The sequence below is a fragment of the Phenylobacterium sp. J426 genome (assembly GCF_024699945.1).
Classification (GTDB): domain Bacteria; phylum Pseudomonadota; class Alphaproteobacteria; order Caulobacterales; family Caulobacteraceae; genus Phenylobacterium.
Genome location: NZ_JAJOMY010000001.1, coordinates 1,644,589 through 1,657,743, shown reverse-complemented (window position 1 = coordinate 1,657,743; position 13,155 = coordinate 1,644,589). Strand labels below are relative to the sequence as shown.

Sequence of the window (13,155 nt, the reverse complement as noted above, 5' to 3'; positions counted from 1 at the left end):
TCAGGCCGCCTCGAACAGCGCACAGGCGCCGGTGTCGGCCGGGCCCGCGGCCCGACGCATCCAGCCGAACAGTTCGCGGCCATAGCCGAAAACCGCAGGCGGGCAGCGCGCGGGGTCGCGGCTCATCAGTTCGCGCTCGTCCACCTTGATCTCCAGTCGTCCGGTCTCGGCGTCGAGGCGGATGATGTCGCCGTCGCGCACATAGGCCAAAGGCCCGCCGTCGGCGGCCTCGGGCGTCACATGGATGGCCGCGGGCACCTTGCCCGAGGCGCCCGACATCCGCCCGTCGGTGACCAGCGCCACCTTGAAGCCCTTGTCGAGCTGAACGCCCAGCGGCGGCGTCAGCGAGTGCAACTCAGGCATGCCGTTGGCCTTCGGCCCCTGGAACCGCACCACCGCCACGAAGTCGCGGTTCAGCTCGCCTCGCCTGTGGGCCGCGAGCAGCGCGTCCTGATCGTCGAAGACGAGGGCCGGGGCCTCGATGATCCGATGCTCCGGCTTCACCGCCGAGGTCTTCAGAACGCTGCGGCCCAGCGGACCGGTGAGCAGGCGCATGCCGCCGTTCGATTGGAAGGGATCGTCCACCGGCCGCAGGATATCGCGGTCCAGCGAGGCCGCGGGGCCCTCACGCCAGACCAGACGCCCGTCTTCGAGGAACGGCTCCTGGGTGTAGCGCCGCAGTCCCTGGCCGGCGACGGTCAGGACGTCGTCATGCGCGAGGCCCGCGTCGAGCAGCTGGCGGGTGACGTAGGCCATGCCGCCGGCGGCATGGAACGCGTTCACGTCCTCGCTGCCGTTCGGATAGACGCGGGCGATCAGCGGCGTGACCTGGGAAAGATCGTCCATGTCCTCCCAGGTGATCTGGACCCCCGCGGCACGCGCCATGGCCAGGATGTGCAGGGTATGGTTGGTCGAGCCCCCGGTGGCCAGGAGGCCCGCGATGGCGTTCACCAGGCTCTTCTCGTCGATCACCTGGTAGAAGGGCGCGTAGTCGTTGGCGCCATCGCGGATCTCGACGGCGCGGCGCGGTGCGGCGGCGGTCAGCGCGTCCCGTAGCGGGGTGTTCGGCGTGACGAAGGCCGCCCCGGGCAGGTGCAGGCCGGTCATCTCCATCATCATCTGGTTGGAGTTGGCGGTGCCGTAGAAGGTGCAGGTGCCCGGGCCGTGATAGGACTTCATCTCGCTGTCGAGCAGTTCGTCGCGCGTGGCCTTGCCTTCCGCGTAAAGGGCCCGCGTCCGCGCCTTCTCGGCGTTCGAGATCCCCGACGTCATCGGCCCGCCGGGGACGAAGATGACCGGCAGATGGCCGAAGGCTGCGGCGCCGATGAACAGGCCCGGCACGATCTTGTCGCAGATGCCCAGCATCAAGGCAGCGTCGAAGGCGTCGTGAGTGAGAGCCACGGCCGTGGACATGGCGATCACGTCGCGGCTGAACAGCGACAGCTCCATCCCCGGCCGCCCCTGGGTGACGCCGTCGCACATGGCCGGCACGCCGCCGGCGTACTGGGCGGTGGCGCCCACCTCGCGAGCCGCCTTGCGGATGATGTCGGGGAACCGCTCGTACGGCTGGTGGGCCGAGAGCATGTCGTTGTAGGCCGAGACGATGGCCACGTTCGGCGCGCTGGGGTCCCGCATGCGGACCTTGTCGCCCTCGGGCTGGGCGGCGAAGGCGTGGGCCCAGTTGGCGCAGGACAGCTTTCCGCGGCCCGGCGACTGGCCGCGGGCGGCTTCCATCCGAGCGAGGTAGTCCGCGCGGGTTTCGCGGCTACGCTCGACGATGCGTTGGGTGACCTCGGCCGTAACCGGATGCATGGGCCTCAATCCTCAAAGCGACGGCGGCTCACTGCCCTAACGCGCAGCCTTTGGCGCAGGAACCGACCTGACTCCTAAGAGAGAGCACGCCGGCTTCAAGCCGCATGCTCGGGTGACCAGAAGATACGAACCGGAACCCGCGCCCGGGAGAGGAGCCGGCCGACAGGCAGATCCTCGCCGGCCTGGACACGCGACAGCACCTCGCGCTTAGCCTCCCCGGCGATCAAGAGGAAGACGGCGCGGGCCTCGGCGACCGCCGGCAGGCTGAGGCTGACCCGCGCGAGCGGCGGCTTCCCGAGCCCGGCGGGCACGTCGACCACCGGCTGATCTGTGGTGAGGCCCGCTTCGAGACCGGGGTCGCCGGGGATCAGCGATGCGATGTGGCCGTCCTCGCCCATGCCCAGCATCACGGCGTCAAACGGCATGAGCGCAGCCAGCGCCGCCGGCTCCGGCTTGGGCCAAAGAGGCAGGAAGTGCGCCTTCCTCAAGGGCCCCACCAGGAGCCGTTCGCGCACCGCGCGGGCGTTGGCGTCGGGCGAGGTCGGCTCGACGCAGCGTTCGTCCGAGAGCGTCACCACCACGCGCGCCCAATCCAGCGCCTCCGCCAGCGGCGCGTGCGCCAGGGCGTCGAACACCGGCCCGGGCGACCGGCCCCCGGTCGCCACGAGGCTTGCGCGGCCACGCAGACGAAGCGCCGCCTTCAGCGCGTCGGCGATGGCGCGGGCGCAGGCGTCGCCGGCGGCGGCCGCAGACGGATAGGTTTCGATCATCCCGCCTTCCTAACGCGGCTAGCGTCGCGGCGTATGGGCCAGACGCAGGATATTGGCCGCGCCCGGGCTGCCCATCGGCAGGCCGGCCAGGATGAGCACGCGCTCGGCCGGGCCGGCGAGACCCGACGCCAGGGCTTCCTGGCAGGCGAGCTTCGGGATGTCCTCGGGGTCGCGGATGTCGGGCACCACGCGGGTCTCCACGCCCCAGGCGAGGGCCAGCCGCCGGGCGGTGGCCAGCCGCGGCGTCAGCGCCAGCGTCGGCTGCACCGGGCGTTCGCGGCCGAGCCGCATCGCGGTGGTCCCGGTCAATGTGAAAGCGGCCACGCACTTCACCGAGGCGGTTTCGGCCGCGTGGAAAGCGGCGGCGACCAGGGCGTCGGCGTCGCCCACGTCGTGCTCGGCGCGCATGAGCTCGGGCCAGCGGGCGTCCTGCTCCACCCGGGTGATGATGCGGTCCATGATGCCGACCGCCTCGAGCGGATAGTCGCCGGCCGCGGTCTCGGCCGACAGCATCACCGCGTCGGCGCCTTCGTACACCGCGCCGGCGACATCGGACGCCTCGGCGCGTGTCGGCGTCGGCGAATGGATCATGCTCTCGAGCATCTGGGTGGCGACGATCACTGGGATGCCGCGTGTCCGGGCGGCGCGGATCAGCTGCTTCTGGACGACGGGCACGTCCTCGGGGTTGAGCTCCACGCCCAGGTCGCCGCGGGCGACCATGATCGCCTCGGAGAGGTCGAGGATCTCGTCAAGCGCCTCGAGCGCGGCAGGCTTTTCGATCTTGGCCAGCACGCCCGCCCGACCATCGACGAGCTTGCGCAGCTCGGCCATGTCGGAGGCGCGTTGGACGAAGGACAACGCCACCCAGTCGACGCCCTGCTGCAGGGCGAACTGGAGGTCCTTACGGTCCTTGTCGGTGAGCGCGGGGATCGGGATCGCGGAGCCCGGCAGGTTCAGGCCCTTGTGGTTGGACAGCCGCTCGCCGGCTTCCACCACCGTGTCGGCCCAGTCGGGGCCCTGGGCGGTGACCCGCAGGCGCACCTTGCCGTCGTCCAGCAGTACGAGCGAGCCCTCGCGCAGGGCGGCGAACACCTCGGGATGCGGCACGCCGATCCGCTTCGACGAGCCCAGGGCCTTGTCCATGTCGATGCGGAAGGTTTGGCCGGTCTCCAGCGCCGTGGCGTCTCCTTCGAACTTGCCGAGGCGCAGCTTCGGGCCCTGGAGATCGGCCAGGACGGCGATCGGCCGCCCCACCGTCTTCTCCGCCTCGCGCACATTGCGGATGGTCTGGGCGTGGTCCTCGTGGCTGCCGTGGCTGAAGTTCACCCGGAACACGTCGGCGCCCGCGAGCGCCAGAGCGCGGACCGTGTCCAGGTCGCGGCTGGCGGGGCCAAGGGTCGCGACAATGCGGGCGCGGCGGGCTCGGATCATGCGTTCCGTCGGGGCTCTGAGCTTTGGGTTTTGAGGGCTCGGACCTACGAACTGACGAAGCGACTCGCGAGGTCCCGGCGCCAAAGTTATCCAATCACGTTTAGCTCACGTCGAGCGGAAACCGGGGGCGGGGTCGGCCCCATCGTACTTGCCTTGAGGAGATGCGCCCTTTGAGCCAGAGCCTGGACCTGTTCCCCATCGGCAACTGCGCCGCCAGCGCGCTCGTCGACCGCTGCGGCCGCTTCGTCTGGGCCTGCGCGCCGCGGGTGGACGGGGACCCGGTTTTCAGCGCGCTGCTGGGCGGGAAGGATCCGCGCGAGGACAGCGCCCACGGGTTATGGGCCATCGATGTCGAGGGCATGACGCAGGTGACCCAGGCTTACCTGCGGAACACCCCGATCCTTCGCACCGAGATCCGCACGGCGGACGGCGGCGCCGTCGAGATCATCGATTTCTGCCCGCGCTACCGCCACTTCGGCCGGCAATACCGCCCGCTCGCCTTCGTGAGGCTGGTCCGGCCGCTCGCCGGAGCGCCCCGCATCCGCGTGCGCCTGAGGCCGATGACCAACTACGGCGAACGGCCCTGCGACCAGACGGCGGGATCGAACCACATCCGCTACGTGGGCTCGCAGATCACCCTGCGCCTGACCACCGACTGCCCCGTGGGGCACGTCCAGGAGGAGCGCATCTTCCGGCTCGAGAAGCCGCTCGGCTTTTTCCTCGGGCCGGACGAGGGCCTGAACGCCGACGTCGACACCGTGGCAGGCGGCATGTTGCGCGAGACGACCGACTACTGGCGGGGCTGGGTCCGCACCCTCTCGGTGCCACTCGATTGGCAGGAGGCGGTGATCCGCGCGGCCATCACCCTAAAGCTCTGCCAGTACGAGGAGACGGGCGCGATCGTCGCCGCGCTGACCACCTCGATCCCCGAGCACCCCGACGAGGCCGGCGCCGGACGCAACTGGGACTACCGGTACTGCTGGCTGCGCGATGCCTACTATGTGGTCCAGGCCCTCAACCGCCTGGGCGCCGCCGACATGCTGGAGAACTACCTGGTCTATCTGCGGAACCTGGTGGACCAGGCGAGCCGCGGCGACCTGCCTTCGGCCGTCGAGTGCCCGCCGGAGCCGGTTCCCGACCTGCCCGGGCTGCACACCGTGGCGGTGGAGCGGGACAAGGCGGGCCACGTCCAGCCGGTGTATGGCGTGGGTCTCGAGCCGGCGCTGACCGAGTGGGTCGCGACGCACTTGCCCGGCTATCGCGGCATCGGTCCCGTCCGTGTCGGCAACCAGGCGCACGAGCACCTGCAGCACGACGTCTATGGTCAGATCGTGCTGTCCACGGTGCAGGCCTTCTTCGACGAGCGCCTGCTGCGGCCGGCCACCGTGGAAGATTTCAAGGCGCTGGAGCCCATCGGCGAGCGGGCGTTCGAGCTGCACGACAAGCCCGACGCCAGCTTGTGGGAATTCCGCGGGCGGGAGGCGGTGCACACCTATTCTTCGGTGATGTGCTGGGCGGCCTGCGACCGGCTCGGCAACGCCGCCGAGAAGCTCGGATTGGCAGACCGAGCCAGGTACTGGAACGGCAAGGCAGCCGTCATCCGCAAGACCATCGAGACCCACGCCTGGAACGAGAAGGAGGGCCGCTTCGCCGCCACCTTCGGCGGGGACGAGCTGGATGCGAGCCTGCTGCAGCTGATCGACGTCCGGTTCGTGCGGCCGGACGATCCTCGCATGCAGGCGACGATGAAGGCGGTCGAGAAAGGGCTTCGGCGTGGCCCCTTCATGCTGCGTTACGCGATCCCCGACGATTTCGGCATGCCGCAGACGGCCTTCAACTTCTGCACCTTCTGGCTGATCGAGGCGCTGCAGCTTTCCGGGCGCACGTCCGAAGCCCGTGAACTGTTCGAGGAGATGCTGGACCGGCGGACGGCCGCCGGCCTGCTGTCGGAGGACATCTCGTTCGAGGGCGACGAGCTCTGGGGCAACTACCCGCAGACCTACTCGCTCGTCGGCCTGATCAACTGCGCGACCCTGCTTTCAAAGCCCTGGGCGAGCGTAAGGTAGCGGAACCTTTGCAGGTTTGGCGGGTAATGCCGGGATGACCGAGGAAGCCAAGCTGCGCGAGGCGCTGGAGGCGGCGGACGCCGTCATCAGCCGAATTCAGGAATTGGCCGCCGACCGGCTGGCCAAGCCCGGCGCCTTCGACGAGGCCCGGGCCTTCTACGACATCGTCGAGGTGCTCGAGACCTCGTCCGAGATCAGCAAGGTGCGGATGGCGCTGGACCGTGACCCGTTCCGTTTCGGCGAACCCACGCCCGTGTCCCGGGCCGGGCACACCGGCTAGTCCGACCAGGTCTTCCCGAAGCGCTCGATCAGGCCGAAGGCGCCCGAAGGACCCCAGCTGCCGGCCGGATAGGGCTTGGGTGCGATGTGGGCCTCGGCCCAGGCGTCGGCGACGCCGTCCACCCAGCGCCAGGCTTCCTCCACCTCGTCGCGACGGACGAACAGGGTGGCGTCTCCGCACAGCACGTCGAGCAGCAGCCGCTCGTAGGCGATGCGCCGGCGGCCGCCCCGGCCCTCGTAGGTCGACAGCAAGGACAGCGACAGCGGCAGGGACTGCAGCCGCATGCCGCCGGAACTCAGGCCCGGGGCCTTGTTCATCAAGGTGAGCGAGATGTCCTCGTCCGGCTGCAGGTCGATCACCAGCCGGTTCGGCGAGAGGTCGTGCGCCGAGGCCTGGCCGAAGATGGAATGGGGCACGGGCTTGAACTGGATGGAGATCTGGGTGCGCTTCTCCGGCATCCGCTTACCCGTGCGCAGGAAGAACGGCACGCCCGCCCAGCGCCAGTTGTCGATGTCGGCGCGCAAGGCGACGAAGGTCTCGGTGTCGCTCTTCTGGCCCCGCTCGGCCTCGTAGGCGTCGGCCGACTTCCCGCCGACCACGCCCGGCGTGTATTGGCCGCGCACCGACTTGTCGGCGGCGTCGACGCGGGTGAAGCGGCGCAGGGACCGCAGCACCTTCACCTTCTCGTTTCGCACCGAGTCCGGCTCCATGTCGGCCGGCGGCTCCATGGCGACCAGGCAGAGCAGCTGCAGCATGTGGTTCTGGAGCATATCGCGAAGCGCGCCGTATTCGTCGTAGTACGGCCAGCGAGCGCCGACGCCCTCCGTCTCGGCCACCGTGATCTGCACGTGGTCGATGGAGAGGCTGTTCCACAGCGGCTCGAACAGGGTGTTGGCGAACCTGAGTGCGATCAGGTTCTGGACGGTCTCCTTGCCCAGGTAGTGGTCGATCCGGAACACCTGACGTTCGTCGAAGACCTGTCCCAGCACCCCGTTGATGTGGCGCGAGGTTTCGAGATCGCGGCCGATCGGCTTCTCCAGGACGATGCGCGAGTCGCCCGTGGCCAGGCCGGCGGCCTTCAGCGACAGCGAGACCTTCTCGAAAAGGCTGGGGGAGATCGCCAGGTAGAAGATCGGCAGCTTCGCCGAACCCAGAGCGGCCTTGATCGCCTGAGCGCCTTCCGAAGTCGTGCCATCGGCCGCCACATAGTCGAGACGCGCGGCGAAGCGGTCCCATGCCGCGGCGTCCACGCCCTCGGAACGAGCCTTTAGGATTTCGTGCGTCAATTCGACGAAGGCGTCGCGGCCCATGTCCTGGCGGGCCGTCGCAACGATCCGGAAGCCCTCCGGCAGGAAGCCGTCCTGGTCGAGGAAGTAGAGCGAGGGCAGCAGCATGCGCTTGGCGAGATCGCCCGTGCCGCCAAACAGCACGATCGCGTCAGCCTGCGGCGTCTCGGCCATGAGAATTCCTTGCAGTGGGCGTTCGAGGAGGAGGAGCGCGAAAGCACGCCAAGCCTGACCGAACGTCAAGACCGGTTGACGCTTCGTGTTCGAGCCCGGCCGGATCGAAAGCGCGGCCTGTGCGTTTAGCCGGCACAGGGGTGGGTCCTTCAATGTCAGTAGAAGCTCTCACGATCGGTTTGCCTGCGCCCAAGCCACTCCACTTGGGTGGCGCAGCGCTGTTCCTCGATCTCGACGGAACGCTGGCGCCGATCGCCGCGCGGCCGCAGGACGTGCGGCCGGAACCGCGTCGCACGCGGCTGCTCGAAGCGTTGAACGCGGGATTGGACGGTCGTTTGGCGGTGGTCAGCGGACGCACGCTTTCCGACGTCGATCGCATCCTCGAGCGGCGCGTGGCCTGCGTGGCCGCAGTGCACGGCCTGGTCCGGCGCGACTTCGACGGCCAGATGCTGGAGGTCCCGCCGCACCCGGAGCTGGCCGCCAGCGTTCGCCGCCTGCGCGAGTTCGCCTCGCAGGACTCCGGCCTGCTGGTCGAGGAGAAGGGATCCAGCGCCGCCCTGCACTTCCGGCTGGCGCGCGCCTACGCCGCCGACGCGCGCGCACTGGCCCATCAGATCGCCGCCGAGACGGGCCTCGTTCTTCAGGAGGGCGACATGGTGGAGGAGCTGCGCACGCCCGGACCGACGAAGGGCGACTCGGTCCGCGCGTTCATGGAAGCGCCACGGTTCGCCGGCGCCACGCCGGTGTTCGTCGGCGACGACGCCACCGACGAGCACGGCTTCGACGCAGTCCGTCGCCTGGGCGGTTTCGGCGTGCTGGTGGGCCCGGCGCGTCAGACCCATGCGGCCTTCCGACTGGAGACGGTGGACGCGGTGATGAGCTGGCTGGAGGCCGCCACATGACGCGGCTGATCGTCGTCTCCAACCGTGTGAACCCGCCGTCCGGCGAGGGTGACGAAAGCGTTGGCGGCCTGGCCATGGCGCTCGCCGCGGCGCTGCGGGAGTACTCGGGCCTGTGGTTCGGCTGGAGCGGCAGGACGACGCCGGAGTTCACCGGCCAGCTCAACATCGAGAAGGTGGGCGGCGTCACCGCCGCCACGGTCGACCTCGAGGAGGCCGATCTCGACGAGTACTACAACGGCTACGCCAACAAGACGCTGTGGCCGCTCTTCCACTACCGGAACGACCTCGCGTTGTTCGACCGCAGCTACGGCGAGGGCTACCGGCGCGTGAATGCGCGGTTCGCCGACACCCTGGCCCCGCTGATAGAACCGGACGACCTGATCTGGATCCACGACTACCACCTGATCCCGCTGGCCCGCGAGCTTCGCAAGCGTGGGATCAAGAACCGGATCGGGTTCTTCCTGCACATCCCCTGGCCAGCCCATCAGGTGTTCATCAACCTGCCCCGGCATCGCGAGCTGGTGGAGTCGATGTTCGACTACGACCTGCTGGGCTTCCAGACCGCCGACTTCCAGCACGCTTTCGAGGAATATGTGGTGGCCGAGGCCAGCGGCGTGCAGCCGGGCCCCGGCCGGCTCAAGGCGTTCGGCCAGACCGTGCAAACGGGCGCATTCCCGATCGGCATCGACGCCGAGGACTTCGCGCGGCTCCTGAAGAACGCCAAGGCGCGCCGCATGCGCGACCTGATGACCGCCTGCACCGTGTTCCGGCATCTGATCGTCGGGGTGGACCGGCTGGATTACTCGAAGGGGCTGGAAGAGCGCTTCCTCGGCTTCGAGCGGTTCCTCACCGAAAACCCGGACATGCGCCGCGAGGTGCTGATGCTGCAGATCGCCCCGGTGAGCCGGGAGTCGGTCGAGGCCTATCAGCAGATCCGCGAGCGGCTGGACAGCCTGTCGGGCCGGATCAACGGCGCCTTCGCCGATGTCGACTGGGCGCCGGTCCGGTACGTGAACAAGAACTACCGACGCGACGAGCTGGCCGGCATCTACGGCGCGGCCCGGGTGGGCCTCGTCACGCCGCTCCGTGACGGGATGAACCTGGTGGCGAAGGAATATGTCGCCTCCCAGAATCCGGACGACCCCGGCGTGCTGATCCTCTCGCGTTTCGCGGGCGCGGCCCGCCAGATGAAGGACGCCTTGCTGATCAATCCGAACAGCGCCGAGGAAGTGGCCGATGCGCTCAGGCGAGCGCTGGCGATGGACAAGGCCGAGCGGGTGCGGCGCTGGACCACCCTGTTCGACACCGTCCAGCGCGAGGACGTCACCGCCTGGCGGGACGCCTTCGTGCAGGCCCTGGCCGGCGTTCGGCAGGCCCGACCCGCCCTCGCCAGCTGAGGCCCGGCAACTTGCGCCTCCGGGCTCGCGTTGACACCGCGCAGCTTTGGGAGTGACCGGTGGCCGACAAGCTCGCCAAGTATCGTTCCATGCGCGACTTCGCGAAGACCGCGGAGCCGGCGGGCGCGGACAGGACCAAGGCGTCGAAGCGCCTGCGGTTCGTCATCCAGAAGCATGCGGCGACCCGGCTGCACTACGATTTCCGGCTGGAGCTGGACGGCGTCTTCCTGTCCTGGGCGGTGACCAAGGGTCCGTCGCTGAACCCGGCTGACCGCCGGCTGGCGGTCCAGACCGAGGATCACCCGCTGGACTACGGCGACTTCGAAGGCACCATCCCGAAGGGCCAGTACGGCGGCGGCACGGTGATGCTGTGGGACCGCGGCTATTGGGAGCCCGAGGGCGACCCGCGCGCCATGCTGAAGAAGGGCGACCTGAAGTTCACCCTCGACGGCGAGCGGCTGAAGGGCTCGTGGGTGCTGGTGCGGATGAAGCGGCGCGAGCGCGAGAAGCGCGACAACTGGCTGCTCATCAAGCACCATGACGGCTGGTCGCTGGAGGATCACGGCGAACTGCTCGTCGAGGGCGAAACCACCTCTGTCGCCTCCGGGCGCTCGATGGAGGAGATCGAGACGGGCCGGGGAAAGGGGCCGACGAAGTTCATGACCGGCAGAGGCCGCGCCTCGGGCAGGGATGTCTGGCAGTCCAACCGCGCCGAGACGGAGCCGCCGCGTCCGGCGGCCGAGAAGGCTGCGCCGCCGCCGAAGCTGAAGGCCGCCGGCCTGCCCGGCTTCGTCGACCCGCAGTTGGCGAAGTCCGTCGACCGTCCGCCGCCGGGGTCGGGCTGGGTCCACGAGATCAAGTTCGACGGCTACCGGTTGCAGCTGCGCGTCGAAGGCGGGAAGGCCACACTGAAGACCCGCAAGGGGCTCGACTGGACCGCCAAGTTCAAGGAGATCGCCGGCGACGCGAAGGTCCTCCCGGACGGTCTCTACGACGGCGAAGCCTGCGCGCTCGACCACAACGGGTCGCCCGATTTCCCGGCCCTGCAGGCGGCGCTGTCCGAGGGCAGGACCCAGGATCTGGTGTTCTTCGTCTTCGACGCCCTGGTTTTGGAGGGCGAGGATCTGCGCAACCTGCCTTTGCGCGATCGCAAGGCGCGACTGGAGGCGGTGGTCCAGGCTGCCGGCAAGCCGTTGCAGCGCCGGATCCGTTATGTGGATCACTTCGAGACCGCGGGCGATGCGGTGCTGCAGTCGGCGTGCCGCATGTCGCTGGAGGGCATCGTGTCGAAGCGTATCGACGCGCCCTATCGGTCGGGCCGCACCGACACCTGGCAGAAGTCGAAATGCCGCGCCGGGCACGAGGTGGTGATCGGGGGGTGGACCGGCGAGCGCGGTCAGCTCCGATCGCTGCTGGTGGGCGTGAACCGGGACGGGCGACTGGTTTATGTCGGCCGCGTCGGCACCGGCTTCGGGCGGGACACCGTAGCGCGCGTCCTGCCCCGGCTGGAGAAGGTCGCGTCCGAGAAGAGCCCGTTCACTGGCCCGAACGCGCCGAAGAAGTCGGGCGACATCAACTGGGCGCGGCCAGAGCTCGTGGCCGAGATCGAGTTCGCCGGCTTCACCGGCGACGGCAACGTCCGCCAGGGCAGCTTCAAGGGCCTGCGCGAGGACAAGCCCGCCAAGGAGGTGGAGGCGGAAGTCCCGGCCAAGACCGAGCTCGCCGAACCCGAGCCGAAAGCCTCCCCGAAGCTGAAGGCGGCCGCCAAGTCGAAGGCCGGCTCCAACGTGGTCATGGGCGTGGTCCTGTCGAACCCGGACAAGCCGCTGTGGCCGGACGACGGCAAGGGTGGCGTCGTCACCAAGCTGGATCTCGCGCGGTACCTGGAGGAGGTCGGCCCCTGGATGATGGAGCACATCAAGGGCAGGCCCTGTTCGATCATCCGCATGCCCGACGGCATCACCGGCGAGCAGAGGTTCTTCCAGCGGCACGCCGGCAAGGGCTCCTCCGCCCTGATTTCCGAGGTGCAGGTGTTCGGCGACCACAAGCCCTATCTGCAGATCGACCGGATCGAGGCGCTGGCGGCGATGGCCCAGATCGGCGCCGTGGAATACCACCCCTGGGGCTGCCAGCCCTTCCAGCCCGAGGTTCCCGGCCGCCTGATCTTCGACCTCGATCCGGACGAGGACATTCCCTTCACCCGAGTGATCGAAGGCGCGCTGGAGGTGAAGGCACGGCTGGAGGCGCTGGGGCTGGTCGCCTTCTGCAAGACCACCGGCGGCAAGGGGCTGCACGTCGTGACTCCGCTGACCGCGGACAAGAAGATGGACTGGAAGACGGCCAAGAAATTCGCCCAGGACGTCTGCCTGGCGATCGCCGCCGATGCGCCCGACAAGTACGTGGTCAACATGGCCAAGGCCAAGCGCAAGGGGCGGATCTTCCTCGACTACCTGCGCAACGACCGGATGTCGACGGCGGTGGCTCCGCTCTCGCCGCGGGGCCGGCCGCTGGCGCCGGTGTCGTTCCCGCTGACCTGGGATCTGGTCAAGCCCGGCCTGGACCCGAAGAAATGGACGATCCGAACCGCACCGGCGCTGCTGAAGAAGACCAAGGCGTGGGCGGACTATTGCGACGCTGAGCGGCCGCTGAAGGACGCGATCCGGAAGCTGAAATAGCTAGCGCGTGGCAACGCGCGGCTTCTCGCCGAGCGGGTCGGAGATGCAGGCCGCCCTCATCTTGCGGTTCAGTTCCTCCCGCTCATCGTCGCGCAGGCGGTTCATGGCGAAGGAGGTGGCGGTCCCGGCGAACGGCACGATCAGGTTCCCGACGATCTTGATGACGGCGTGGCCTTCCTTGTTCTCGTCGAACCGGGCCGCTTCCTTGCGCGCCTCCACGCAACGTTTGGAGGTCCACTTGCGGTCGGTGCTGTCGAGCGTGAGCACCGTCTCCCGCGGAGATGTGGCGCAGCCGCTCAGCACCAAGCCCGCGCCGATCAGGACGAACATCCGCCGCATCGCCGACTCCAGAGGTTGGACCA

Annotated in this window: 10 protein-coding genes; 5 read left to right on the top strand and 5 right to left on the bottom strand. The window is 69.0% G+C overall.

Features of this window, described 5'->3' with window-relative positions:
• From edd to pyk, 3 genes are all read right to left on the bottom strand, one after another.
• Complete coding sequence (gene edd / locus LRS10_RS08630; RefSeq protein WP_257836886.1) at positions 1-1,812, bottom strand: phosphogluconate dehydratase; 1,812 nt, start codon at positions 1,810-1,812, stop codon at positions 1-3.
• A 95-nt stretch (positions 1,813-1,907) separates the two neighbouring features.
• On the bottom strand, positions 1,908-2,582 hold the full coding sequence (pgl, locus tag LRS10_RS08625) for a 6-phosphogluconolactonase (RefSeq protein ID WP_257836885.1): 675 nt from the start codon (positions 2,580-2,582) through the stop codon (positions 1,908-1,910).
• Positions 2,583-2,600: 18 nt separating this feature from the next.
• A complete protein-coding gene (gene pyk, locus LRS10_RS08620; RefSeq protein ID WP_257836884.1) occupies positions 2,601-4,013 on the bottom strand; it encodes a pyruvate kinase in 1,413 nt (470 codons plus the stop codon).
• Positions 4,014-4,174: 161 nt separating this feature from the next.
• Between pyk and LRS10_RS08615 the strand changes: the two genes are divergently transcribed.
• Both LRS10_RS08615 and LRS10_RS08610 read left to right on the top strand, forming a co-directional pair.
• Positions 4,175-6,079: a glycoside hydrolase family 15 protein gene (locus LRS10_RS08615; RefSeq protein ID WP_257836883.1), complete on the top strand. Its 1,905-nt coding sequence runs from the start codon at positions 4,175-4,177 to the stop codon at positions 6,077-6,079.
• Between the two features lie 34 nt (positions 6,080-6,113).
• Positions 6,114-6,359, top strand: coding sequence for a hypothetical protein (locus tag LRS10_RS08610; protein WP_257836882.1), 246 nt, complete (start codon positions 6,114-6,116; stop codon positions 6,357-6,359).
• Here the strand turns inward: LRS10_RS08610 and zwf are convergent.
• Positions 6,356-7,819 carry a glucose-6-phosphate dehydrogenase gene (zwf, locus tag LRS10_RS08605; protein WP_257836881.1) on the bottom strand — a complete coding sequence of 488 codons (1,464 nt, stop codon included), beginning with the start codon at positions 7,817-7,819 and terminating at the stop codon, positions 6,356-6,358. The genes LRS10_RS08610 and zwf overlap by 4 nt on opposite strands.
• A gap of 203 nt (positions 7,820-8,022) precedes the next feature.
• Here zwf and otsB point away from each other — a divergent pair, with 203 nt between their 5' ends.
• The 3 genes from otsB to ligD are packed head-to-tail and all read left to right on the top strand — an operon-like array spanning position 8,023 to position 12,793.
• The gene (gene otsB, locus LRS10_RS08600; RefSeq protein ID WP_308237941.1) at positions 8,023-8,721 is read left to right on the top strand and encodes a trehalose-phosphatase; all 699 of its coding nucleotides are present in this window, start codon (positions 8,023-8,025) and stop codon (positions 8,719-8,721) included.
• Entirely contained in the window at positions 8,718-10,118 is a 1,401-nt protein-coding gene (locus LRS10_RS08595; protein WP_257836879.1) for a trehalose-6-phosphate synthase, read from the top strand. The genes otsB and LRS10_RS08595 overlap by 4 nt, the downstream gene beginning before the upstream one ends.
• A 59-nt stretch (positions 10,119-10,177) precedes the next feature.
• Positions 10,178-12,793 (top strand): DNA ligase D, encoded by a 2,616-nt coding sequence (gene ligD, locus LRS10_RS08590; RefSeq protein ID WP_257836878.1) that lies wholly within the window; start codon positions 10,178-10,180, stop codon positions 12,791-12,793.
• Here the strand turns inward: ligD and LRS10_RS08585 are convergent, their stop codons facing one another.
• Complete coding sequence (locus tag LRS10_RS08585) at positions 12,794-13,123, bottom strand: hypothetical protein (RefSeq protein ID WP_257836877.1); 330 nt, start codon at positions 13,121-13,123, stop codon at positions 12,794-12,796.
• Between the last annotated feature and the right edge of the window lie 32 nt (positions 13,124-13,155).